The 22,117-nt window shown below is 74.2% G+C and carries 21 protein-coding genes; 7 read left to right on the top strand and 14 right to left on the bottom strand.

The features are described 5' to 3' along the window. Window positions 1-76 precede the first annotated feature (76 nt). From asd to EDC57_RS09780, 3 genes are read right to left on the bottom strand one after another with little or no spacing between them, the layout of a single operon-like run. Entirely contained in the window at window positions 77-934 is an 858-nt protein-coding gene (gene asd / locus EDC57_RS09790; RefSeq protein ID WP_123401665.1) for an archaetidylserine decarboxylase, read from the bottom strand. Beyond that, complete coding sequence (locus EDC57_RS09785) at window positions 931-1,827, bottom strand: DMT family transporter (protein WP_211331952.1); 897 nt, start codon at window positions 1,825-1,827, stop codon at window positions 931-933. The genes asd and EDC57_RS09785 overlap by 4 nt, the downstream gene beginning before the upstream one ends. Window positions 1,828-1,832: 5 nt before the next feature. Next, entirely contained in the window at window positions 1,833-2,654 is an 822-nt protein-coding gene (locus EDC57_RS09780; RefSeq protein WP_123401663.1) for a sulfurtransferase, read from the bottom strand. Between the two features lie 145 nt (window positions 2,655-2,799). Between EDC57_RS09780 and EDC57_RS09775 the strand changes: the two genes are divergently transcribed. Genes EDC57_RS09775 through EDC57_RS09755 form a run of 5 tightly spaced genes read left to right on the top strand, consistent with a single transcriptional unit; the run spans window position 2,800 to window position 7,321 of the window. After that, on the top strand, window positions 2,800-3,897 hold the full coding sequence (locus EDC57_RS09775) for a 4Fe-4S dicluster domain-containing protein (RefSeq protein WP_123401662.1): 1,098 nt from the start codon (window positions 2,800-2,802) through the stop codon (window positions 3,895-3,897). A 2-nt stretch (window positions 3,898-3,899) separates the two neighbouring features. Beyond that, window positions 3,900-4,751: an FAD/NAD(P)-binding protein gene (locus EDC57_RS09770; protein ID WP_123401661.1), complete on the top strand. Its 852-nt coding sequence runs from the start codon at window positions 3,900-3,902 to the stop codon at window positions 4,749-4,751. A gap of 1 nt (window position 4,752) precedes the next feature. After that, window positions 4,753-5,592: an NADH-quinone oxidoreductase subunit B family protein gene (locus EDC57_RS09765; protein WP_123401660.1), complete on the top strand. Its 840-nt coding sequence runs from the start codon at window positions 4,753-4,755 to the stop codon at window positions 5,590-5,592. Then, window positions 5,589-6,884, top strand: a complete 1,296-nt coding sequence (locus tag EDC57_RS09760) for a Ni/Fe hydrogenase subunit alpha (RefSeq protein ID WP_123401659.1) — start codon at window positions 5,589-5,591, stop codon at window positions 6,882-6,884. Before EDC57_RS09765 ends, EDC57_RS09760 begins: the two co-directional genes overlap by 4 nt. Next, the gene (locus tag EDC57_RS09755) at window positions 6,881-7,321 is read left to right on the top strand and encodes a hydrogenase maturation protease (protein ID WP_123401658.1); all 441 of its coding nucleotides are present in this window, start codon (window positions 6,881-6,883) and stop codon (window positions 7,319-7,321) included. The genes EDC57_RS09760 and EDC57_RS09755 overlap by 4 nt, the downstream gene beginning before the upstream one ends. Before the next feature lie 10 nt (window positions 7,322-7,331). Here the strand turns inward: EDC57_RS09755 and gpmI are convergent, their stop codons facing one another. The 3 genes from gpmI to EDC57_RS09740 are packed head-to-tail and all read right to left on the bottom strand — an operon-like array spanning window position 7,332 to window position 12,966. Then, window positions 7,332-8,879, bottom strand: coding sequence for a 2,3-bisphosphoglycerate-independent phosphoglycerate mutase (gene gpmI / locus EDC57_RS09750; protein WP_123401657.1), 1,548 nt, complete (start codon window positions 8,877-8,879; stop codon window positions 7,332-7,334). 4 nt (window positions 8,880-8,883) lie between these two features. Beyond that, entirely contained in the window at window positions 8,884-11,280 is a 2,397-nt protein-coding gene (gene ppsA, locus EDC57_RS09745; protein WP_123401656.1) for a phosphoenolpyruvate synthase, read from the bottom strand. 54 nt (window positions 11,281-11,334) lie between these two features. After that, complete coding sequence (locus EDC57_RS09740; protein ID WP_123401655.1) at window positions 11,335-12,966, bottom strand: alpha-D-glucose phosphate-specific phosphoglucomutase; 1,632 nt, start codon at window positions 12,964-12,966, stop codon at window positions 11,335-11,337. A gap of 190 nt (window positions 12,967-13,156) precedes the next feature. On the opposite strand from EDC57_RS09740, the gene htpG reads away from it, so the two are divergent. Continuing rightward, on the top strand, window positions 13,157-15,031 hold the full coding sequence (gene htpG, locus EDC57_RS09735) for a molecular chaperone HtpG (protein ID WP_123401654.1): 1,875 nt from the start codon (window positions 13,157-13,159) through the stop codon (window positions 15,029-15,031). A 27-nt stretch (window positions 15,032-15,058) separates the two neighbouring features. Here the strand turns inward: htpG and EDC57_RS09730 are convergent, their stop codons facing one another. From EDC57_RS09730 to EDC57_RS09700, 7 genes are all read right to left on the bottom strand, one after another. Continuing rightward, the gene (locus EDC57_RS09730) at window positions 15,059-16,168 is read right to left on the bottom strand and encodes an alkene reductase (protein ID WP_123401653.1); all 1,110 of its coding nucleotides are present in this window, start codon (window positions 16,166-16,168) and stop codon (window positions 15,059-15,061) included. Between the two features lie 383 nt (window positions 16,169-16,551). After that, window positions 16,552-16,947, bottom strand: a complete 396-nt coding sequence (locus EDC57_RS09725; protein WP_123401652.1) for a TraR/DksA family transcriptional regulator — start codon at window positions 16,945-16,947, stop codon at window positions 16,552-16,554. Between the two features lie 131 nt (window positions 16,948-17,078). Continuing rightward, window positions 17,079-17,675: a peroxiredoxin gene (locus tag EDC57_RS09720; RefSeq protein ID WP_123401651.1), complete on the bottom strand. Its 597-nt coding sequence runs from the start codon at window positions 17,673-17,675 to the stop codon at window positions 17,079-17,081. A 146-nt stretch (window positions 17,676-17,821) separates the two neighbouring features. Further along, window positions 17,822-18,763, bottom strand: a complete 942-nt coding sequence (locus EDC57_RS09715; RefSeq protein ID WP_123401650.1) for a 2-dehydropantoate 2-reductase — start codon at window positions 18,761-18,763, stop codon at window positions 17,822-17,824. A 50-nt stretch (window positions 18,764-18,813) separates the two neighbouring features. Next, on the bottom strand, window positions 18,814-19,548 hold the full coding sequence (locus EDC57_RS09710) for an amino acid ABC transporter ATP-binding protein (RefSeq protein WP_123401649.1): 735 nt from the start codon (window positions 19,546-19,548) through the stop codon (window positions 18,814-18,816). Further along, the gene (locus EDC57_RS09705; RefSeq protein ID WP_123401648.1) at window positions 19,541-20,500 is read right to left on the bottom strand and encodes an amino acid ABC transporter permease; all 960 of its coding nucleotides are present in this window, start codon (window positions 20,498-20,500) and stop codon (window positions 19,541-19,543) included. Before EDC57_RS09705 ends, EDC57_RS09710 begins: the two co-directional genes overlap by 8 nt. A gap of 76 nt (window positions 20,501-20,576) precedes the next feature. Further along, window positions 20,577-21,098 carry a transporter substrate-binding domain-containing protein gene (locus EDC57_RS09700; protein WP_123401647.1) on the bottom strand — a complete coding sequence of 174 codons (522 nt, stop codon included), beginning with the start codon at window positions 21,096-21,098 and terminating at the stop codon, window positions 20,577-20,579. A 63-nt stretch (window positions 21,099-21,161) separates the two neighbouring features. Between EDC57_RS09700 and EDC57_RS09695 the strand changes: the two genes are divergently transcribed. Further along, complete coding sequence (locus EDC57_RS09695; protein ID WP_211331951.1) at window positions 21,162-21,713, top strand: GNAT family N-acetyltransferase; 552 nt, start codon at window positions 21,162-21,164, stop codon at window positions 21,711-21,713. On the opposite strand, the gene EDC57_RS09690 is transcribed toward EDC57_RS09695, so the two are convergent. Beyond that, entirely contained in the window at window positions 21,673-22,116 is a 444-nt protein-coding gene (locus EDC57_RS09690) for a hypothetical protein (RefSeq protein ID WP_123401645.1), read from the bottom strand. The two genes, EDC57_RS09695 and EDC57_RS09690, sit on opposite strands and share 41 nt — an antisense overlap. Window position 22,117 lies beyond the last annotated feature (1 nt).

Genomic DNA, 22,117 nt, shown 5'->3' with positions numbered 1-22,117 from the left:
GCCGGCAGGGTGCGCGGGCATTATCCCTTCACCGGGGTCGGGCATGGATCGTAGCAGAGGGGGCGGCCGGGCACAATCAGACCCGCGCGGTGGCGATGCGCCGCCCGACGCGCACCGGGCTGCCCGGCGCGAGATCGAGCGCCGGCACCACCGCGCCCCGCGGGAAGAGCAGGATCACGGTGGAGCCCACGTGGAAGCAGCCGGCCTCGTCGCCGCGGGCAAGGCGCGGCCGCGGCTGCGGCTGCCACAGCCGCAGCCCGCCCCCGTGCGGGGGCGTGGCGGGGCCGGTCCACGGCGTCTCCATGCCGCCGACGACCATCGCCCCCACCATGACCAGCGCCACCGGTCCCAGCGCGGTCTCGAGCATCGTCACCAGCCGCTCGTTGCGGGCGAACAGCCGCGGCACGGCGGCGGCGGTGCCGTCGCCCACCGAGAAGAGCCGCCCCGGCACGTAGACGCTCTCGCGCACCTCCGCATCCAGCGGCATGTGGATGCGGTGGTAGTCGCGCGGGGAGAGGTACAGGGTGAAGAAGGTCCCGTCGCGGAAGGGCAGGGCGCGGGCGGGGTCGGCGAGGAGCTCCGCCGCGGTGTACCAGCGGCCCTTGGCCTGCAGGATGCGCCCCGCCACCACCGGGCCGAGCTGGCTCACGGTGCCGTCCACGGGGGAGGTGACGGCGCGGGGGTCCGGGTCCTGCGGCCGCGCCCCCGCCCGCAGGCGGCGCGTGAAGAAGGCGTCGAAGGTGGCGTAGTCCTCGGCGCGCGTGCGCTCGGCCTCGGCGAGGTCGACGCCGTAGGCGCGCACGAAGGCCCGGATCGCGGCCGTGGTCAGCGGGCCCGCCTCGGCGCGGGCGAGGCGGCCGGCGATGCGCGTGAGCGCGTGCTGCGGCGCGAGATGCTGAAGGATCGCGCCCAGGCGGGCGGCGGGGGCCGTCATGTCGGCGTCGGTTCCTGGTGGGGCCGGCGGCGCATTATACCCGCGCCCCGGGTGGCGAGAACGCCGGCGGCCACCACCAGAGCCGCCCCGATCCAGGCCGTCGGGTGCGGCAGCTCCCCCCACAGCGCCCAGCCGAGGGCGGTGGCGAAGAGCACCGAGGTGTAGGAGAAGGGGCCGATGCGGGCGGCGGGGGCGAGGGCGTAGCCGCGCGTGAGCAGGAGCTGCCCGGTGCTCGCCAGCGCGCCGATGGCGATGAGCAGGAGCCAGGCGCCGGCGTCGGGTGCGCGCCAGGCGGCGAGCGCCGGCGGTGCCGAGGCCGCGGTGCAGAGGAGGCCGTACCAGGCGACGATGCGCAGCGGCGGCTCGGTGAAGCTCAGCCGTCGCACCGTGACCATGGCGAGGGCGGCGCTTGCGCCGGCGGCGAGCGCCGCGACCGCGGCCGGCTCGATGCCGCCGCTCGGGGCGAGCACCAGCCACACCCCGACGAAGCCGATCCCTGAGGCGGCGAGGACCGCCGGCGGCAGCGGCTCGCCGAGCCAGGCCCGCGCGATGAAGGGGATGAAGAGCGGGGCGGTGAAGCTGAGCAGCACCGCGGTGGCGAGGGGCAGGCGCGCCAGCGCGTGGAAGAAGCCGTACATGGCGGCGAGCCCAGCGGCGGCGCGCAGCAGGTGCAGCCCCGGCCGCGCGGTGGCAAGCCCCGCGCGGCGCGCCCGCACGATCCAGGGCAGCAGGACGGCGAGCCCCAGGAGGTTGCGGAAGAAGACCACCATGGGATTGGGCAGCTCCGCCGAGACGGTGCGGATCGCCGCCCCCATGAGGGCGAAGGTGAGCGCCGAACCGGTTACGAGGAGGCCGCCGGCGAGCGCGCGGCGGCCCGCGTCGGCGGGCGGCACGGGGCTCAGCGCTCCACCGGCAGCTCGGGCCGGTTGCCCCATTCCGACCAGGATCCGGGATAGCCGCGCACCCGCTCGTGGCCGAGCAGCCGCAGCACGAACCACGTGTGGGAGGAGCGGTGGTGGGTGTGGCAGTAGGTCACCACCTCCCGCGCCCCGGGGTCGAGGCCGGCGGCGGTGTAGAGGGCGCGCAGCGCCTCCGGCGGGCGCAGGCGGAGGTTGCGGCCGCGGTCCAGGGTCTCGACCCAGTTGACGTGGACCGCGCCCGGGATGTGGCCGCCGCGGGCGGCGCGGGCCTTGGCCCCGGTGTATTCCTCGGGCGTGCGCGCATCCACGACCGCGAGACCCGGCTCGCCGAGGCGGCGGGCGAGCTCGTCGGCCTCGATGGTGACCCCGGGGTCGAACCCCTCCACGGGATAGTCGGGGGCCGGCGGCGGCGGCGGGCCGTTCTCCAGCGGGCGGCCCTCGCCGCCCCAGGCGTGGATGCCGCCGTCGAGCAGGGAGGCGCCGCCGGGGTGGCGCACCAGGGCCAGGGTCCAGAGCAGGCGGCACGCCGCCGCGCCCCCCTCCTCGTCGTAGGCCACCACGTGGTCCTCGGGCCGGATCCCGGCCCAGGCCAGGGCCTGGGCGAGCTTCTCCGGCGGCGGCACGAGGCCGGGGACGGTCTTGCCGCCCCGCACCAGCATGGCGTAGGGCAGGTAGGTCGCCCCCGGCACGTGGTACTTGCCGTAGGTCTCGGCGCTGCCCACGAAGACCACGCGCAGGCCGGGCGCGCCGAGCCGCTCGAGCAGCAGGTCCGGGTCCACGAGGGCGGGCAGGTCGGCCATGGTCGCCTCCCGGGTTGGGATGGGCCGGGCAATATAGCGCGGCGGGGGCGGCGGCGGAAGGCCGGCCCGCCCGGGGCGGCACGCTTGCCGGGCGCGCGCCTTCCTCGTAGAGTTCCGCACGTTCCGACAAGGGGAGGGAACCCGCATGCGCGACACCCTGCACCACCTGTCGCGCGAGGGGCTCGCCGCGCTCTTCGCCCGCCTGCGCGAGGCGGGCTACGCGGTCCACGGCCCCCGCGTGGAGCAGGGGGCCGTCGTGCTCGGCCCGCTGGCCTCGGTGGAGGACCTGCCGCGGGGCGTGGTGGACCATCAGGAGCCGGGGCGCTACCGCCTCGAGCGGACCGGATCCGCCCGCCTCTTCGACCACGCCGCCCCGGCCCAGGGGCTGCGCCGCTACACCTTCGCCCCGCGCGAGGTGCTCTGGCGCAGCCGTCCGGAGGGGGCGGGCTGGCGCTTCGAGCCGGCGCCGCCGGAGGCGGAGCCGGTGGCGGTGCTGGGGGTGCGGGCCTGCGATCTGGCGGCGCTGGCGCTGCAGGACAGGCACTTCCTCGGCGGGCCGCGGCCCGATCCCCACTACCGCGCCCGGCGCGAGGCCCTGTTCCTCGTCGGCGTCGACTGCGCGCGTCCTGCCGAGACCTGCTTCTGCGCCGCCACCGGCGACGGGCCGGCGGTGGAGGCCGGGGCGGACCTGCGCCTGACCGAGCTGGAGTCGGGATTCCTGGTGGCGGCGGGCTCGGCCCGCGGCGAGGCGCTGCTGGCGCGGCTGCCGGTGCGGCCGGCCACCCCCGCCGAGGAGGCGGAGCGGCGGCGCCAGATCGAGGCGGCGCGGCGCGCGCAGCGGCGGGGCCTGCCGGAGGGGGTGGCGGCGCTGCTCACCGAGCGGCTCGAGCACTCGCGCTACGAGTTCACGGGGCTGCGGTGCCTCGCCTGCGGCAACTGCACCCTGGTCTGCCCCACCTGCTTCTGCCACGGCGAGCGGGAGGAGCCGCAGCTCGACGGCACCAGCCTGCGCGTGCGGGAGTGGGACGGCTGCTTCGCCGAGGGGCACGGCTACATCGCCGGCTGCCAGCTCCGGCCGCGCCCCCGCGAGCGCTACCGGCAGTGGATCGTGCACAAGCTGGGCAACTGGCAGCTGCAGTACGGGCGCTCGGGCTGCGTCGGCTGCGGGCGCTGCATCACCTGGTGCCCGGCGGGGATCGACCTCACCCGCGAGGCCGCGGCCATCGCCGAGGGGGAGTTCTGAGCATGGCGGAGACCTTCGCCGAGGGTCTCGACCTGCCGCGGCCGGTGCGCATCGTCGCCCGGCGCAGGGAGAGCGAGGACGTCTTCAGCATCGTCCTCGAGCCGGAGGGGCCGTTCCGCTACGTCCCGGGCCAGTTCAACATGCTGGCGCTGCCGGGGGTGGGCGAGGTGGCCATCTCCATCGCCCCGGCCCCGGGCGACGACGGCACCGGGGCCTGCGGGCGCATCCAGCACACCATCCGCATCGTCGGCCGCGTCACGCGGGCGCTCGCGGCGCTTCCGGCGGGCGCCGTCATCGGCCTGCGCGGCCCCTTCGGGCGGGGCTGGCCGGTGGCGGAGGCGCGCGGCCGGGACCTCGTGCTGGTGAGCGGCGGCCTGGGGCTTGCGCCCCTCAGCCCCGTCATGGAGTACGTGCTCGCCCGCCGCGGCGACTACGGGCGGGTGACCCTGCTCCACGGCATCCGCCGTCCGGGCGAGCTCTTCTTCCGGGACCGCATCGACCGCTGGCGCGCGGCGCCGGGGACCGAGGTCCTGCTCGCCACCGACCACGCCGACGCCCACTGGCAGGAGCACGTGGGCGTGGTGACGACGCTGTTCGACGTGGTCGAGCTCGACCCGCAGCGCACCGTGGCCATGACCTGCGGCCCGGAGCCGATGATGCGCTTCACCGCCATCCATCTCCTGCACAAGCGGGGGATGGCGCCGGAGCGCATCTTCCTGTCCGAGGAGCGCAACATGCAGTGCGGCGTCGGCCGCTGCGGGCACTGCCAGATCGGCCCGCGCTTCGTCTGCACCGACGGGCCGGTGTTCGCCCTCCCGGAGCTCGGCCGCTACCTCAAGGTGGAGGGGTTCTGAGATGGCCGCACCGCGCATCGCCGTGCACAAGCTCGCCTCCTGCGACGGCTGCCAGCTGGCGCTGCTCAACCTGGGCGAGGACCTGCTCGCGCTCGCCGAGGCGGTGGAGATCCGCCACTTCGTGGAGGCGGGGTGGGTGGACGAGGAGGCGGAGGTGGACATCGCCCTCGTCGAGGGCGCGGTGAGCACCCCCCACGACGCCGAGCGCATCCGCGCCGTGCGTGCGCGCAGCCGGCTGCTGGTGGCCGTCGGCGCCTGCGCCACCGCCGGCGGCGTGCAGGCGCTGCGCAACGAGGGCGACCTCGACGCCTGGCTCGGGCGCGTCTACCCGCACCCGGAGTGGGTCGAGGCCGCGCCGCGCTGCGAGCCGCTCTCGGCGCACGTGCCGGTGGACCTGGAGCTTCCGGGCTGTCCGGTGAGCGGGGCGCAGGTGGTGGCGGCGCTGGCCTCGCTGCTTCGCGGCGCCGCCCCTGCGCCGGCGCGCGACGCCGTCTGCATGGCCTGCAAGCGCGCCGGCCACGTCTGCACCCTCGTCGCCGGCGGCGCCCCCTGCATGGGGCCGGTGACGGTGACCGGCTGCGGCGCCGTCTGCCCCGGGCAGGGACGCGACTGCTACGGCTGCTACGGGCCCGCGGCCCAGGCCAACACGCCGGCGCTGATGCGGCGCTTCCGTGCGCTGGGGCTCGACGCCGAGGCGGTGGCGCGGCGCTTCGCGGGGATCCAGGCTGGGGCCGAGGTCTTCGCCAAGGCCCGCTACCAGGCCCTGCACGACGCCACCCTCAACCGCGAGCGGCTGGAGCGGCGCGCCACGGCGCGCGAGGAACGGGAGGGACAGGGATGAGCCGTCGCATCGAGATCCGCGTGCCGGCCCTCGCCCGCGTCGAGGGGGAGGGGGCGCTGGAGCTCGCCGTCGCCGACGGGCGCATCGAGCAGCTGCGGCTTCGCATCTACGAGCCGCCGCGGCTGTTCGAGCGCTTCCTCGAGGGGCGCGACCCCCACGAGGTGCCGGACCTGGTGGCGCGCATCTGCGGGATCTGCCCCGTCGCCTACCAGATGACCGCGGTCCACGCCTTCGAGGACCTCGCCGGGGTCGATCCGGGGGCGTGGGTCGCCGCCATGCGGCGGGTGGTCTACTGCGGCGAGTGGATCGAGAGCCACGCCCTGCACATCCACCTGCTGGCGCTGCCCGACTTCCTCGGCTACGACAACGCGGTGGACATGGCGCGCGCGCACCGCGAGGTGGTCTCCCGCGGCCTGCGGTTGCAGGCGCTCGGCAACGAGATCATCCGCCTCTTCGGCGGGCGCAGCGTCCACCCGGTGGGGCTGCGCGTGGGCGGCCTGCATCGGGCGCCGCGGGCGGCGGAGGTGGCGGCCCTGCGCGGCCGGCTCGAGGACGCGGTGGTGCAGGCCGAGGCCCTGGTGCGCTGGTGCGCCGGGCTGGAGCTGCCGGAGGATGCGCAGGAGTTCACCTGTGTCGCCCTGCGCCACGCGCGCGACTACGCCATCGAGCGCGGGCGCATCGTCTCCAGCCGCGGCCACGACCTCGCGCCCGCCGAGTGGGAGCGCCACTTCGCCGAGCACCAGGTGCCGCACTCCACCGCCCTGCACGCCCATCTCGACGGCGCGCCCTATCTGGTGGGGCCGCTGGCCCGGCTCAATCTCAACCACGACCGCCTGCCGGAGGCGACGCGGGACCTCGTGCGCGCGGCGGGCCTTGCGCTGCCCTCGCGCAACATGTTCCACAGCATGCTGGCGCGCGCCCTCGAGATCCACTTCGCCCTCGTGGAGGCGGTGCGGCTGCTGGCCGGCTATGGCGAGCCGGAGGCGGCGGCGGTGCCGGTGGCGGTCCCGGCGGGGGTGGCCTTCGCCGCCACCGAGGCCCCGCGCGGCCTCCTCTGGCACCGCTACGAGGTGGGCGCCGACGGGCTCGTGCGCCGCGCCCGCATCGTCCCGCCCACGAGCCAGAACCAGGCCCGCATCGAGGCCGATCTCGCCGCCCACCTGGAGGCCTTCGGCCTCCACCGCGACGACGAGGCCCTGCGCCGGCGCGCCGAGACCGTGGTCCGCAACTACGATCCCTGCATCTCCTGCTCCACCCACTTCCTGCGCACGGTGGAGATCCGCCGCCGGTGAGCGGCTGGCGCGTCCTCGCCGTGGGCTCGCCCTTCGGCGCCGACGCGGTGGGGCTGGAGGCCGGGCGGCTGCTCGCGGCGGGGCCGCTGCCCGCGGGGGTCGAGGTGCGCTGCCTCGACCGGCCCGGCGCCGCCCTGGTGGCCCATCTCGAGGGGGCCGAGGCGGTGCTGGTCCTCGACGCCGTGGCCGGGCGGCCGCCGGGCGCCGTGGTCCGCCTCGGCCGCGGCGAGCTGCTGCGGCGCTCGCGCCCCGCGAGCACCCACGCCCTGGGGGTGGCCGAGGCCCTCGCCCTCGCCGAGGCCCTCGGCCTGCTGCCGCCGCGGCTGTGGCTGCTGGGGATGGGGATCGGCGACGGCGGCGCGGCGCTGCCGGAGGCGGCCGCACGGCGCCTCGCCGAGGCCGCGCGGGTGCTGCTCGGCGCCGCGCCGCCGCCGTGAGCCGCCGCGCTCAGGCCTCGGGCGCGGCGGGGCCGAGCAGCAGCGAGCGGCCCTTCATGGCCTCCGGCTGGCGCAGGCCCATGAGCTGGAGCACGGTGGGGGCGACCGCGGAGAGGCCGGCGCCGGTGGTGAGCCGCCAGGGCCGCTCGTCCACCACCAGGCAGGGCACCGGATAGACCGTGTGCTGGGTCTGGGCGGTGCCGGTGACCGGGTCCACCATCTCCTCGCAGTTGCCGTGGTCGGCGGTGAGCACGGCGGCGTAGCCCGCCTCGCGGGCGGCGTCCAGGACCCGCCCCACCTCGCGGTCGAGGGTCTCCACCGCCTTGATGATGGCCTCGCGCACCGCGGTGTGGCCCACCATGTCGCCGTTGGCGAAGTTGACGAGGATGAAGGCGTAGTCGCCGCTGCGCAGGGCCTTGACCACCTCGTCGGCGACCTCCGGCGCGCTCATCTCGGGCTTGAGGTCGTAGGTGGCCACCTTGGGCGAGGGGACCATGACGCGGTCCTCGCCGGGGTAGGGCTCCTCGCGCCCGCCGTTGAAGAAGAAGGTGACGTGGGCGTACTTCTCGGTCTCGGCGCAGCGGAACTGGCGCAGCCCGGCGTTGCTGATGACCTCGCCGAGGGTCGTCTGCGGCTTCTCGGGCTCGAACGCCACCGGCAGGTGGAAGGCCGGGTCGTAGACCGTCATGCAGGTGACGGTGACGGGCTCGAAGCCGCCGCGGTCGAAGGCATCGAAGTCCTCGCGCGCAAGGGCCGCGGTGAGCTGGCGGGTGCGGTCGTTGCGGAAGTTGAAGAAGATCACCGCGTCGTCGGCCTCGATCCGCGGCGTGCCCTCGATCACGGTGGGGGCGATGAACTCGTCGCCCTCGTCGGCGGCGTAGGCCTGCTCGATGGCGGTGCGCGCATCGGGCGCGCGCCGTCCCTCGCCGTGGACGAGGGCGTCGAAGGCGCGGCGGGTGCGCTCCCAGCGCCGGTCGCGGTCCATGGCGTAGTAGCGTCCGCTGACCGTGGCGATGACGCCGCCGGCATGGGCGAGCGCCGCCTCCAGCGCGGGCAGGTAGCCCGCCGCCGAGCGCGGCGGGGTGTCCCGCCCGTCCGTGATCATGTGCACCACGGGGGCGACGCGGTGGCGGTGGGCGAGCTCGATCAGCGCCAGCAGGTGGCGGATGTGGCTGTGCACGCCGCCGTCGGAGACCATCCCCAGCAGGTGGACGCGGCCGCGGGCGCGGCCCGCCTCCATGGCGGCGGCGAGGACGGGGTTGGCGAAGAAGCTGCCGTCGTCGATGGCGTCGTCGATGCGCACGAGGTACTGGCGCACGACGGTGCCGCAGCCGAGGGTCAGGTGTCCCACCTCGGAGTTGCCCATCTGCCCGTCCGGCAGCCCCACCGCCCGCCCGGAGGCCTCCAGCAGCGTGTGCGGGTTGCGCGCGAAGTAGGCGTCGAGGCGCGGGGTGCGCGCCTCGGCGATGCCGTTGTTGACGCGGGAGGGATTGACCCCGAAGCCGTCGAGGATGACGAGGATGGCCCTGCGATGCGGGATGCTCCTGCGCGCGGACATGGGGTCAGCTTCGCTCCTTCAGGCGGCGCTCCTCCTCCAGGACGACCCGGCTCATCTCCAGGACGCTGTCGGGGTTGAGGGAGAGCGATTGGATGCCGCGCTCCACCAGCCAGCGCGTGATCTCCGGAAAGTCCGACGGCGCCTGGCCGCAGATGCCGATGTACTTGCCGTGGCGGTTGCAGGCCTCGATGGCCATCTCCATCAGCTTGAGCACCGCCGGGTTGCGCTCGTCGTAGCCGGTGAGGATGCCGGAGTCGCGGTCGACGCCGAGGGTGAGCTGGGTGAGGTCGTTGGAGCCGATGGAGAAGCCGTCGAAGTGCTCGAGGAACTCGTCGGCGAGCAGGGCGTTGGCGGGCAGCTCGCACATGACGATGATCCTGAGGTCGTTGCGTCCGCGCTCGAGGCCGTTGGCGGCCATGAGCTCGAGCACCTTGACGCCCTCCTCCACCGTGCGCACGAACGGGAGCATGAGCCAGACGTTGGTGAGCCCCATCTCGTCGCGCACCAGCCGCATCGCCTCGCACTCCATGGCGAAGCACTCGGCGAACTGCGGCGAGTGGTAGCGCGAGGCGCCGCGGTAGCCGAGCATGGGGTTCTCCTCCTCGGGCTCGAACTGGCGCCCGCCGATCATGGCCGCGTACTCGTTGGACTTGAAGTCGCTCATGCGCACGATCACGGGCCGCGGGTAGAAGGCCGCGGCGATGGTGCCGACCCCCTCGGCCAGCCTGCGCACGAAGTAGTCGCGCCGGTCGGCATAGCCGCGCACGAGCCCGTCGATGACGGCGCGGGTCTCGGCGTCGACCCGCTCGTACTCGAGCAGCGCCCGCGGGTGGACCTTGATGGTGTTGTTGATGATGAACTCGAGGCGGGCGAGCCCCACGCCGTCCGCCGGCAGGCGGCTGACCTCGAAGGCCACCTCGGGGTTGCCGAGGTTGACGAGGACCTTGGTGCGCGGCCGCTCCATCTGCGACAGGTCCACGCGCTCCACCTCGAAGGGCAGGGCGCCGCGGTAGATGTAGCCGGTGTTGCCCTCGGCGCAGGAGACGGTGACCTCGGTGCCGCTCTCGAGGACCTCGGTGGCGTTGCCGGTCCCCACCACCGCGGGGATGCCCAGCTCGCGCGCGATGATGGCGGCGTGGCAGGTGCGCCCGCCGCGGTTGGTGACGATCGCCGCCGCCACCTTCATCACCGGCTCCCAGTCGGGGTCGGTGATGTCGGTGACGAGGATCTCGCCCGGCTCGAGCTCGTGCATGCGCGAGGCATCCGGGATCACGCGCACGCGCCCGACCGCGATCTTCTGCCCGACGCTCTTGCCGGTGGCGAGCACCTCGCCGCGCGCCTTCAGCTTGTAGGTCTCCTGGAAGGTGCCGTCGTCGCGCGAGCGCACCGTCTCGGGGCGCGCCTGCACGATGAAGAGCTCGCCGCTCACCCCGTCCTTGGCCCACTCGATGTCCATGGGCATGGGGCGGCCGGCCTGCTCGCTGTAGTGCGCCTCGATGGCGACGGCGTAGCGCGCGAGCTGCAGCACCTCCTCGTCGCTGATGCAGAAGCGGTCGCGCTCCGCCTGCGGCACCGGCTCGTTGCGCACCGGCTCCTCGCCGCCCTCGGCGTAGACCAGCCGCTGCGCCTTCTCGCCCAGGTGGCGGCGGATGATGGGGCGGTGCCCGCTCGCCAGCGTCGGCTTGAAGACGTAGAACTCGTCCGGGTTGACCTGGCCCTGGACCACGTTCTCGCCGAGGCCGTAGGCGGCGGTGATGAAGACCACGTCGCGGAAGCCGGTCTCGGTATCCAGCGTGAACATGACGCCGGAGGCGGCGAGATCCGAGCGCACCATCTTCTGCACGCCCACCGACAGCCCCACCTGCATGTGGTCGAAGCCCTGGTGGACGCGGTAGCTGATGGCGCGGTCGGTGAACAGCGAGGCGTAGACCCGCTGGCAGGTGGCGATCACCGCCTCGGCGCCGCGGATGTTGAGATAGGTGTCCTGCTGGCCGGCGAAGGAGGCGTTGGGCAGGTCCTCCGCGGTGGCGGAGCTGCGCACGGCGACGTCGGGATCGGGTCCGTACTCTACGGCCAGCTCGCCATAGGCGGCGGCGATCTCCTCGGCGAGGTCGGCCGGCATCTCGGCCTCGAGGATCCAGCCGCGGATGCGCGCGCCGGTCTCGGCCAGGGCCCGCACGTCCTCGACGTCCAGGGCGGCCAGCGCCTCGGTGATGCGGCGGCGCAGCCCGTTGTGGTCGAGGAAGTGGTGGTAGGCCTCGGTGGTGGTGGCGAATCCGTTCGGGACCTTCACGCCGCGGTGGGACAGCGCCCGGTACATCTCGCCCAGGGAGGCGTTCTTGCCGCCCACCAGGGGGACGTCCTGCATGCCCAGCTCCGCGAAGCGCCTGACGTAACGCATGGTGCCTAGCTCCCTGTGGTGCCTCTGCTGTGGTGTCGTGATGCCCTCGGGCATTCACGTGACGACGTCCGGCTTCTCGCGGCCGGTCCGTCGTGGGATCTCCGCCACCTCCCGCGCCAGCGCCGCCAGCGGCGCCAGCACCTCGCCGGGCTCGAGCCCGTGGCGGGCCGGGTCGGGCTCGAAGCGCTCCAGGTAGACCCGCAGGGTGGCCCCGGCGGTGCCGGTGCCGGAGAGGCGGAAGACCATGCGCGCGCCGTCGTCGAGGACGATGCGCACGCCCTGGCCCTCGGCGCGGCTGCCGTCCACCGGGTCGGTGTAGGCGAAGTCGTCGGCCAGCGTCACCGCGGCGCCGCCCAGGTGCCGCCCGGCCAGGGCCGGCAGGCGCGCGCGCAGGGCCGCCATCAGCTCCTCGGCGGCGGCCGCGTCGAGGCCCTCGTAGTCGTGGCGCTGGTAGTAGTGGCGGCCGAAGCGCGCCCAGTGGGCGCGCAGGATCGCGGGCAGCGGCTCGCGCCGCGCAGCGAGCAGGTCGAGCCAGAACAGCACCGCCCACAGCCCGTCCTTCTCCCGCACGTGGTCCGAGCCGGTGCCGAAGCTCTCCTCGCCGCAGAGGGTGATGCGGCCGGCGTCGAGCAGCGAGCCGAAGAACTTCCACCCCGTCGGCGTCTCGTAGCAGTCGATCCCCAGGGTCTCGGCGACGCGGTCGACGGCGCGGCTCGTGGGCATGGAGCGGGCGACGCCGGCGAGCCCGTCGCGGTAGCCGGGCACGAGGGTGGCGTTGGCGGCGAGCACGGCGAGGCTGTCGCTGGGCGTGACGAAGCAGCGCGGGCCGAGGATCATGTTGCGATCGCCGTCGCCGTCGGAGGCGGCGCCGAGGTCCGGCGCCTCCGCGCCCCACATGACCGCCACCAGCTCGCGGGCGTGGGTCAGGTTGGGGTCGGGGTGGAGGCCGCCGAAGTCGGGCAGGGGCTCGGCCCGGATCACGCTCCCGGGCGGCGCCCCCAGGAGGTCCACGAGGATGCGCCGGGCGTAGGGCCCGGTGACCGCATGCATGGCGTCGTAGCAGATGCGGAAGCCGCCGCGCAGCAGGTCGCGGATGCGGTCGAAGTCGAACAGCCGCTCCATGAGCGCGGCGTAGTCGGCCACCGGATCGACCACCTCCACGGTCGTCTCCCCGAGGCGGTGGACACCGTCGCGGTCGAGTGGCGGCAGCTCGGCCTCGGCGATGCGGTAGGCCGTGATCTCGCGGCTGCGGGCGTAGACCGCCTCGGTCACGGCGGGCGGCGCGGGGCCGCCGTTGGCGGGGTTGAACTTGATGCCGAAGTCGCCCTCGGGGCCGCCCGGGTTGTGGCTTGCGGAGAGGATGAATCCGCCCGCGGCGCCGCGGCCCCGGATGAGGCAGGAGGCGGCCGGGGTCGAGAGGATGCCGCCGCGCCCCACGATGACGCGGGCGACGCCGTTGGCCGCGGCCATGCGCAGGATGGTGGCGATCGCCTCGTCGTTGCCGTAGCGGCCGTCGCCGCCGAGGACCAGCGTGCCCCCTGCGAGCTCCGGCACCACGTCGAAGACGGACTGGACGAAGTTCTCCAGGTAGTGGGGCTGGCGGAAGACCGCGACCCGCTTGCGCAGCCCGGACGTTCCGGGCCGTTGGTCGGGAAACGGCCTGGTGGCGACGGTGTGGATGCGCATTGGGACCCCGGCCCCTTTGGGGGGCCGCATTGTATCGGCCGGGCGACGCGGCCATCAAGCCGCGTCTCGGCTCTGCACAGGGCCGCCGGCCGCCCTCTTGAAACCGCAGGGCCGGGTCCCTAATTCAAGCACGTTTCCAGTCCGCCGTCGTCGCGGCGGCCCAGCCCGAGACCTGCGAAGGAGGTGCCGCATGACCGTTGCCGCGCAGCGCCAGACCGTGGACTTCCAGGCCGAGGTGCGCCAGGTCCTCGACCTGGTGATCCACTCCCTCTACAGCAACAAGGAGATCTTCCTGCGCGAGCTCGTCTCCAACGCCTCGGACGCCTGCGACCGGCTGCGCTTCGAGGCGCTGGGCGACGAGGCCCTCTACGAGGGCGACACGGAGCTCGCCATCCGCATCGACGTCGACCGCAAGGCCCGGACCCTCACCGTCACCGACAACGGCATCGGCATGAGCCGCGAGGAGGTGCTGGAGAACCTGGGCACCATCGCCCGCTCCGGCACCCGCCGCTTCCTCGAGCGCCTGAGCGGCGACCAGGCCCGCGACGCCAGCCTCATCGGCCAGTTCGGGGTGGGCTTCTACTCGGCCTTCATCGTCGCGGACAAGGTCACGGTGCTGACCCGGCGCGCCGGCCTCGGCCCCGAGCACGGCGTGCGCTGGGAGTCGGACGGCGAGGGCAGCTTCACGGTGGAGAACATCGAGCGCCCCGAGCGGGGCACGCAGGTGATCCTCCACCTGCGCAAGGGGGAGGGCGAGTTCCTCGACCCCGAGCGGCTGCGCGCCATCGTGCGCAAGTACTCCGACCACATCGCCTTCCCCATCCGCATGCAGGCCGCGGGCGGCGACGGCTACGAGACCGTCAACCGCGCCTCGGCCCTGTGGCGCCGTCCGCGCAAGGAGATCTCCGAGGACGAGTACAAGGCCTTCTATCGCCACGTCGCCCACGACTTCGACGAGCCCCTGGCCTGGGTCCACAGCCGCGTCGAGGGGCGTCACCAGTACACCCTGCTGCTCTACGTCCCGCGGCGCGCCCCCTTCGATCTCTGGGACCGCCAGCAGCGCCGCGGGCTCAAGCTCTACGTGCGCCGCGTCTACATCACCGACGAGGCCGAGCGGCTCCTGCCGGCCTACCTGCGCTTCGTGCGCGGGGTGGTGGACAGCGACGACCTGCCGCTCAACGTCTCGCGCGAGATGCTGCAGGAGGACCGCCGCCTGGGGGTGATCCGCAACGCCGCGATCAAGCGCGTGCTCGACCTGCTCGAGCGGATGGCGGAGAAGGAGCCGGAGAAGTACGCGCAGTTCTGGCGGGAGTTCGGGGCGGTGCTCAAGGAGGGCGTGATCGAGGACGCGGCCAACCGCGAGCGCATCGCGGCGCTCGCCCGCTTCGCCTCCAGCGCCACCGAGGGGGAGGCGCAGACGGTGAGCCTCGACGCCTACATCGAGCGCATGCGTCCTGGCCAGGACGCCATCTACTACCTCACCGCGGAGAGCCTCGCCGCGGCGCGCAGCAGCCCGCATCTCGAGATCTTCCGCCGTCGCGGCGTCGAGGTGCTGCTGCTCGCCGACCGCGTCGACGAGTGGTTCGTCGCCCACCTGCCGGAGTACAAGGGCAAGCGGCTGCGCAACGTGGCCCAGGGCGAGATCGACCCCGCCGCCCTGGGCGGGGAGGAGGCGGCGAGGGAGGAGACGGCCTCGACCGGGGCGCTGGAGGAGGCGCTCGCGAAGCGGCTGCGCGAGGCGCTGGAGGGACGGGTGCGGGCGGTGCGCGCCAGCCGCCGCCTGGTGGAGTCGCCGGCCTGCCTGGTCACCGACGAGGGCGAGATCAGCGTCAGCTTCGGCCGCCTGCTCAAGCAGCTCGGCCGGCCGGCCCCCGAGCTTCGGCCCATCCTCGAGGTCAACGCCGCCCACCCGCTGGTGGAGCGGCTGCGGGAGGAGGAGGACGAGGGGCGCTTCCGCGAGCTGGCGCTGCTGCTCTACGAGCAGGCCTGGCTCGCCGAGGGCGGCCAGCTCGAGGACCCCGGCGCCTTCGTGCGCCGCCTCAACCGCCTGCTGCTGGAGCGCTGAGGGCCGGGGACCGCGGGGGCGGCGGCCTCACCCGGCCGGATCCGCGGGCGCCCCGCCGCCCGCGGCCTCGAGGGTCGGGTAGTCCGTGTAGCCGCGCTCGCCGCCGCCGTAGAAGGTGGCGGGGTCGGGCTCGTTGAGGGGCGCGCCGAGGCGCAGCCGGGTCACGAGGTCGGGGTTGGCGAGGAAGAGGCGGCCGAAGGCGACCGCGTCGGCGCGTCCCTCGCCCACGGCCTCCGCGGCGCGGGCCGGGTCGTAGCCTCCGTTGGCGACGTAGACCCCCCGCCAGGCGCGGCGCAGCACGGCGAGGTCGAAGGCCGGGCCCGCGGCGCCGGGCGTCTCCGCACCCGCCTCCGTGACGTGGAGGTAGGCGAGACCGAAGCGCTGCAGCGCCCGTACCGGGCAGAGGAAGGTCGCCTCGGGATTCGAGTCGCGCATGTCGTTGAAGGGGTTGAGCGGGGAGAGGCGCACCCCGACCCGGCCGCCGCCCCACACCTCCACCACCGCGGCGGTGACCTCCACCAGCAGGCGCGCGCGTCGCTCGGGCGGTCCGCCCCAGGCGTCGGTGCGCCGGTTGCTGCCGTCGCGCAGGAACTGGTCGATGAGGTAGCCGTTGGCGGCGTGGATCTCGACCCCGTCGAAGCCGGCGCGGCGGGCGTTTTCGGCGGCGCGGGCGAACTGCTCGATGACGCCCGGGATCTCGTCGGCCTCGAGCGCGCGGGGGGTGACGAAGGGCTTCGGACCCTGGGGGGTGAAGGCCTCGCCCTGCGGGCGCACCGCCGAGGGGGCCACCGGCAGCGCCCCGTCGGGCTGCAGGTCGGGGTGCGAGATGCGCCCCACGTGCCAGAGCTGGCAGAAGATGCGGCCGCCGGCGTCGTGGACCGCCTGCGTCACGCGGCGCCAGCCCGACACCTGCGCCTCGGTGTGGATGCCCGGGGTGGCCGGATAGCCCACCCCCTGGGGCGAGACCTGGGTGGCCTCGGTGATGATGAGCCCGGCCTCCGCCCGCTGCGCGTAGTAGACCGCCATGAGCGGCGTGGGCACGGTATCCGGCGCGCGGTTGCGCGTCATCGGCGCCATCAGCACGCGGTTGGGCAGCTCCAGGGCGCCCAGGTGCAGCGGATCGAAGAGCGTGGTCATGGCGCGGCGCCTCCGGGTCCTGGGGGGACCGCGGTATTGTAGCCGGCGGCCCGGGCGGGCGTGGCGAGACCTTTCGAACCGTCCGTTCGGATTCCCTGCAGGCCGCGTCGTGGGGCTGCCGGATCAGGCGGTGGGTTCGGGGTGGATGCCGCGCTCGTGCCGTTCCTGGCGGGGAGGCGGCGGGCCGGCCGGCGCGCGGGCGCGAAGCGCAGGTGCGGCGACGGGCGGCGGGCCGCGTCGTGGGGCTGCCGGATCAGGCGGTGGGTTCGGGGTGGATGCCGCGCTCGTGCCGTTCCTGGCGGGGAGGCGGCGGGCCGGCCGGCGCGCGGGCGCGAAGCGCAGGTGCGGCGACGGGCGGCGGGCCGCGTCGTGGGGCTGCCGGATCAGGCGGTGGGTTCGGGGTGGATGCCGCGCTCGTGCCGTTCCTGGCAGACGAGGCAGCGGCCCACCGCCGGATCGGCCTCGAGGCGGCCCCGGTCGATGGGCTCGCCGCAGTCGATGCAGAGGCCGTAGACGCCCTCGCGGATCCGGCGCAGGGCGGCCTCGACGCGGCGCAGCTCCTGCACGTCGCGGTCGATGGTGGCGAGCTGCACGTCCACCAGCAGGTCGGCCACCGCCGCCTCCTCCATGTCGTGCACCTGGCCCGCGAGGTCGATGTAGCGCGCGTTCTCGCTCGCCGCGAGCTCCTCGGCGATCCGCGCGCGCAGCGCCGCCTCGCGCTCGCGCAGGCGCTGTGCGAGCCGCCGCAGGTCCGCCTCCTTCAGGGTCTCCTCGCGCATCGCCCGCCTCCTCGCTGCGTTCCGGTGCCCCCGACATGGGGGCGGGCCGGCGCCGTTCAAGGGGATCCGCGGCGGCGGAAAAGGAAAGGGGCCGCGGATGCGGCCCCTTCCGGCCCGGCGCGCCGGGGCGCTCAGAGTTCGTTGGCGTGCTTGGCCAGGTACTCGGCCACGCCCTGCGGGTCGGCCTTCATGGCCTCGCTGCCCGGCTTCCAGTTGGCGGGGCAGACCTCGCCGTGCTCCTCGAAGAACTGCAGCGCGTCCACCATGCGCAGCATCTCGTCGATGTTGCGCCCGAGGCCCAGGTTGTTGACCACCTGGTGCTGGACGACGCCGGCGCGGTCGATGAGGAAGGAGGCGCGCAGGGCGACGCTGTCGTCGAAGAGGACGTCGTAGGCGCGCGCGATCTCCTTCTTGATGTCGGCGATGAGCGGGTAGCGGATGCGGCCGATGCCGCCCTTCTCCACCGGCGTCTCGCGCCAGGCGAAGTGGCTGTAGTGGGAGTCGACGGAGACGCCCAGGACCTGGACGTTGCGCTTCTCGAACTCCTCGAGCCGGTGGTCGAAGGCGATGATCTCGGTGGGGCAGACGAAGGTGAAGTCCAGCGGATAGAAGAACAGCACCACGTACTTGTCGCGGTACTGCGACAGGCTCACCTCCTGGAAGCTGCCGTCGCCCATCACCGCCTGGGCCTTGAAGTCCGGTGCCTGCTTTCCGACGAGTACGCTCATGGGTCTCCTCCCTGTCGTTGTCGAATCGGACGCAGGAGAGTCTAGCGGGGGCGGCGGCGCACGTCCCTGACGCCGGTCAAGCGGACGCCGCGGCCGCGGTGGCCGTGGGGTCCGCCGCCCGCGCCGGGCCGCCCATCCGGGCGGGCTCAGCCCGGAAAGGCGATCTCGCCGCGGGCCCTTCGTTCGGCGGGGAGGAGGGCGGTGTGGATGAAGCCGTGCACCGGGGTGGGGACCCCAACCTCGGCGCCGAGGCGCACCACCGCCCCGCTCCAGGCCTCCAGCTCCGAGGGGCGGCCCTCCGCGATGTCGCGCTGCAGCGAGGCGGTGCCCTCGGGGGGCAGGGTGTCGAGGGCGGCGAGGGTGCGGGGGGTGATGTCCTCGGGCAGGGCGATGCGGCGGGCGCGCGCCACGGCCTCGATCTCGGCCATGGCCTGCGCGAGGAGCGCGCGCGTCTCGGGCAGCGCCCGCAGCACGCCCACCGGCGCGCGCGTGACCGCCCCCACCGCGCCCCAGCCCACGACGAAGAGGAACTTGGCCCACAGCGCGGCGTGGATGTCGTCCGGGATCTCGGTGCGGATCCCAGCGCGCTCGAGCGCCGCGCGCAGCCGCTCCATGCGCTCGGTGCGGCGGTGGTCGAGCTCGCCGACGGCGCAGGCGGGCTCCATGCCCACGTGGCGGATGACCCCGGGGCCGGCGCGCAGGGCGATGACGCGGGCGAGTCCGCCGGCGACGCGCTCGCGCCCGAGCACCTCGGCGAGCTGGTCCGGGGCCTCGACCCCGTTCACCAGCGGCACCACCACGGTCCGGGGTCCGAGCATGGGGCCCATGGCGCGGGCCGCCTCCGGCACCTGCCAGGTCTTGGTGGTGACGAGGACCACGTCGCAGACGCCGGCCTCGGCCGGATCGTCGGTGGCCGCCACGGGACGGATCACGTGCTCGCCGCTTGCGCCTTCCAGGCGCAGCCCCTGCGCGCGCAGGGCGCGCAGATGCTCGCCGCGAGCGATGAAGACCACGTCCTCGCCGGCGAGGGCGAGGCGGGCGCCGATGAGGCCGCCGAGCCCGCCGGTGCCGTAGATGCCGATGCGCATCGCGGTCGTCTCCCCGGGGTTGTCCGCAGGGGAGTCTAGCAGCGGGCGGCTCAGAGGACCTGGCCGAGGAACGCCCGGGCGCGGGCATCCCGGGGCTCGGCGAAGAACTGCCGGGGCGGTGCGTCCTCGAGGATGCGGCCCTCGTCCATGAACAGGACGCGGTCGGCGACCTCGCGGGCGAAGCCCATCTCGTGGGTGACCACGACCATGGTCATGCCCTCGCGGGCGAGCTGCTTCATGACGTCGAGCACCTCGCCCACCATCTCCGGGTCGAGGGCGCTGGTGGGCTCGTCGAAGAGCATCACGCGCGGGTCCATGGCGAGGGCGCGGGCGATGGCGACCCGCTGCTGCTGCCCGCCGGACAGGCGCGAGGGATACTCGTGGGCCTTGATGGCGATGCCGACCTTCTCGAGCAGCGCCATGGCCTTGGCCTCGGCCTCCTCGCGGCTGCGCCGGCGCACCACGCGCTGGGCCAGGGTCACGTTCTCGAGCACGGTCTTGTGCGGGAAGAGGTTGAACTGCTGGAAGACCATGCCCACCTCACGGCGCACGCGGTTGATGTCGGTGCGCCGGTCGGCCAGATCCACGCCGTCGATGACCACGTGGCCCGAGTCGAAGGTCTCGAGCCCGTTGAGGCAGCGCAGGAAGGTGGACTTGCCCGAGCCCGAGGGGCCGATCACCACCACCACCTCGCCGCGCTCGACGCGGGTGGTGACGCCGTCGAGGGCCCGCACCACGTGCCCGCGGGCGTGGAAGACCTTGGTCAGGTCGCGGACCTCAATCACTCTGCGCGAGCCTCCGCTCCATCCACAGGATCGCCTGCGACAGCACCGAGGTGAGCACCAGGTAGAGGGCCGCCACGGTGAACCAGATCTCGAAGGTGGCGAAGGTGGAGGTGATGACCTCGCGCCCGCTCTTGGTGAGGTCGGTGATGGCGATCACCGACACCAGCGAGGAGTCCTTGATGAGGCTGATGAACTGCCCCGCAAGCGGCGGCAGGATGCGCTTGAAGGCCTGCGGCAGCACGATGTGGCGCATGGTCTGCCCGGCGGTCATGCCCAGCGAGCGCGCCGCCTCGGTCTGCCCGCGCGGCACCGACTGGATCCCGGCGCGCACGATCTCGGCGATGTAGGCGCCCGCGAACAGCGCCAGCGCCCCGACGCCCGCGACCACCCGGTCGAGGTGCAGCACCGTGCCGATGAAGAAGTAGAAGATGAAGATCTGCACCAGCAGCGGCGTGCCGCGGATGAGCTCGACGTAGAGGACGGAGAGCGAGCGCAGGGTGGGGTTGCGCGAGACGCGGGCGAGGCCCGCGGCGAGCCCCACCACGAGGCCGACGACGCCCGAGAGGAAGGAGATCCAGATCGTGGTCCACAGCCCCCAGGTGAGCGGCCCCAGGTGCCAGCCGCGACGGGTGCCGACGATGTCGCCCTCGAAGACCTCGTCGCCGGGCGAGACCGCGGCCAGGCCGCGTCCCACCACGACCTCGCGGGTCTCGCCGTCGGCCCCGTGGAGGACCACGACGTCGCCCTGTCCGCCCGGGCGCACCGCGGTCACCTCCCCGTCCACGGGGGCGCGCAGGTTCTCCTCCGCCTGGTAGAGGAAGTACTGCGGCACGCGGTGCCAGCGCCACTGGTAGTCGATGCGGGCGGTGGCGTACCAGAGGCCCGCCGCGAGCCCGATGAGGATCAGCGCGGTGAGCAGGTGCCAGCCGAGGCTGCGGGGTCTGGCCTTCACGGTGGGGGTCCTCGGCGGGGATCGCCTTCGTCCCGGGAGTCGGCGGCGCCCGCCGGGGGGCGCCGCCGCGCCCGGCTCAGCCCTGGATCTCCTTCAGCCAGCGGTCGTCCTTGAACCACTTGCGGTAGATCCGGTCGTAGGTGCCGTCGTGCTTGATCTGGTAGAGGAAGTTGTTGAGCCAGTTGAGGAAGTCCGGATCGCCGTCGGCGAGCTCCTTGCGGATGAGCAGGGTCTGGCCGACGATGATGTAGGGCTGGGCGAAGTTGATGCGCAGGTTGCGCTCCTGCGTCAGCGTCATCCCGCTCATGATGATGTCGAACTTCTTGGTCAGCAGCGCGGGGATGATCCCGTCCCAGGCGGTGCTGACGATCTCGAGCTCGACGCCCATGGCCTTGGCCATGCGCTTGGCGATGTCGACGTCGAAGCCGATGATCTCGCCCTTCTGGTTGGTGAGCTCGAAGGGCATGTAGGCCGGCTCCATGCCCACGCGCAGGGTGCCGCGCTCGAGGATCTCGTCGAGGGTGCCGGCGCGCGCCGCGCCGCTCCAGGCGAGGGTCGCCGCGAGCAGGGCCGCGGCGAGGGCTGCAAAGCGCTTCATGGGATGTGTCCGTTCGTTGCCTCGTGTCGGTGCGGCCCGGCCGCGCGCGGCGGGGGAGCCGGCTTGAAGGCGCGGCGCCGGGTCCGGATCACCTGGCTCGAGATGCGCGAGCCGGGCTGGCTGCGCCCGGCACGCGGGCGCGCACCGGCGGTGCGGCGGATGCGCGAGCCGGTGCCCGAGTTCGCCCGCTTCCTCTACGAGACCGTCGGCGGCCCCTGGCTGTGGTACGAGCGGCGGGGCTGGAGCGATGCGGCCTGGGCCGCGCGGCTGGCCGATCCCGGCGTCGAGCTCTGGGTCGCCTGCCGCGGCGGCAGCCCCGTGGGGTACTTCGAGCTGGAGCGGTGCGCGGGGGAGGTGCAGATGGTGCACTTCGGGCTGCTGCCGCGGTTCATCGGCCGCGGCTGGGGCGGGCCGCTGCTCGCGCGCGCGGTGCAGATCGCCTGGCGCGGGCAGGTGCGCCGGGTGTGGCTCCACACCTGCAGCCTCGACCACCCCGCGGCCCTCGCCAACTATCTCGCGCGCGGCTTCCGCATCGTGCGCGAGGAGAGCCGGACGGTGCTGCTGCCGCTGCCGGTCACTCCCGGACGATCAGCGGATAGTCCGGCGTCGGGTTGAGGGGGCAGGAGTAGAGGTACTCCCCGGGGCGCAGATCCACCTCGTAGTCGCGGCTCGTGCCCGGCGCGATGCCGCCGCCGGAGACGCTGGGCAGGGTGAGGCGGCCGATGCCCCTGCCGCGAAGCCAGAAGCCGAGCTCGTAGGGGACGTCGCGGTTGACGACGCGGAAGACGTAGCGCCCGGGCTTGAGCACCAGCGGCTTCGCCTTGGCCACCCGCTCGGCGCCGGTGCGGGCGTTGATGGCGCGGCAGTCGTCGGCGCTGCGGGTGACGAAGCCGTGGTCCGTGCCCTCCGGCTCCAGGAACTGGCAGCCGGTCTGGGTGAGCACGATCACCCGCGGCTCGGCCCCGGCGGGCAGGGCGAGGGCGAGGGCGGCGAGGGCCAGCAGGACGCGGATGGGCATG

The organism is Inmirania thermothiophila (assembly GCF_003751635.1).
Classification (GTDB): Bacteria; Pseudomonadota; Gammaproteobacteria; order DSM-100275; family DSM-100275; genus Inmirania; species Inmirania thermothiophila.
This window is presented reverse-complemented; position numbering and strand designations above follow the sequence as displayed.

Bases quoted from the DNA above. Each gene is read 5' to 3' on its own strand.
- asd (WP_123401665.1), bottom strand. From the start codon at position 934: ATGACGGCCCCCGCCGCCCGCCTGGGCGCGATCCTTCAGCATCTCGCG.
- EDC57_RS09780 (WP_123401663.1), bottom strand. From the start codon at position 2,654: ATGGCCGACCTGCCCGCCCTCGTGGACCCGGACCTGCTGCTCGAGCGG.
- EDC57_RS09775 (WP_123401662.1), top strand. From the start codon at position 2,800: ATGCGCGACACCCTGCACCACCTGTCGCGCGAGGGGCTCGCCGCGCTC.
- EDC57_RS09770 (WP_123401661.1), top strand. From the start codon at position 3,900: ATGGCGGAGACCTTCGCCGAGGGTCTCGACCTGCCGCGGCCGGTGCGC.
- EDC57_RS09765 (WP_123401660.1), top strand. From the start codon at position 4,753: ATGGCCGCACCGCGCATCGCCGTGCACAAGCTCGCCTCCTGCGACGGC.
- EDC57_RS09760 (WP_123401659.1), top strand. From the start codon at position 5,589: ATGAGCCGTCGCATCGAGATCCGCGTGCCGGCCCTCGCCCGCGTCGAG.
- gpmI (WP_123401657.1), bottom strand. From the start codon at position 8,879: ATGTCCGCGCGCAGGAGCATCCCGCATCGCAGGGCCATCCTCGTCATC.
- ppsA (WP_123401656.1), bottom strand. From the start codon at position 11,280: ATGCGTTACGTCAGGCGCTTCGCGGAGCTGGGCATGCAGGACGTCCCC.
- EDC57_RS09740 (WP_123401655.1), bottom strand. From the start codon at position 12,966: ATGCGCATCCACACCGTCGCCACCAGGCCGTTTCCCGACCAACGGCCC.
- htpG (WP_123401654.1), top strand. From the start codon at position 13,157: ATGACCGTTGCCGCGCAGCGCCAGACCGTGGACTTCCAGGCCGAGGTG.
- EDC57_RS09730 (WP_123401653.1), bottom strand. From the start codon at position 16,168: ATGACCACGCTCTTCGATCCGCTGCACCTGGGCGCCCTGGAGCTGCCC.
- EDC57_RS09725 (WP_123401652.1), bottom strand. From the start codon at position 16,947: ATGCGCGAGGAGACCCTGAAGGAGGCGGACCTGCGGCGGCTCGCACAG.
- EDC57_RS09720 (WP_123401651.1), bottom strand. From the start codon at position 17,675: ATGAGCGTACTCGTCGGAAAGCAGGCACCGGACTTCAAGGCCCAGGCG.
- EDC57_RS09715 (WP_123401650.1), bottom strand. From the start codon at position 18,763: ATGCGCATCGGCATCTACGGCACCGGCGGGCTCGGCGGCCTCATCGGC.
- EDC57_RS09700 (WP_123401647.1), bottom strand. From the start codon at position 21,098: ATGAAGCGCTTTGCAGCCCTCGCCGCGGCCCTGCTCGCGGCGACCCTC.
- EDC57_RS09690 (WP_123401645.1), bottom strand. From the start codon at position 22,116: ATGCCCATCCGCGTCCTGCTGGCCCTCGCCGCCCTCGCCCTCGCCCTG.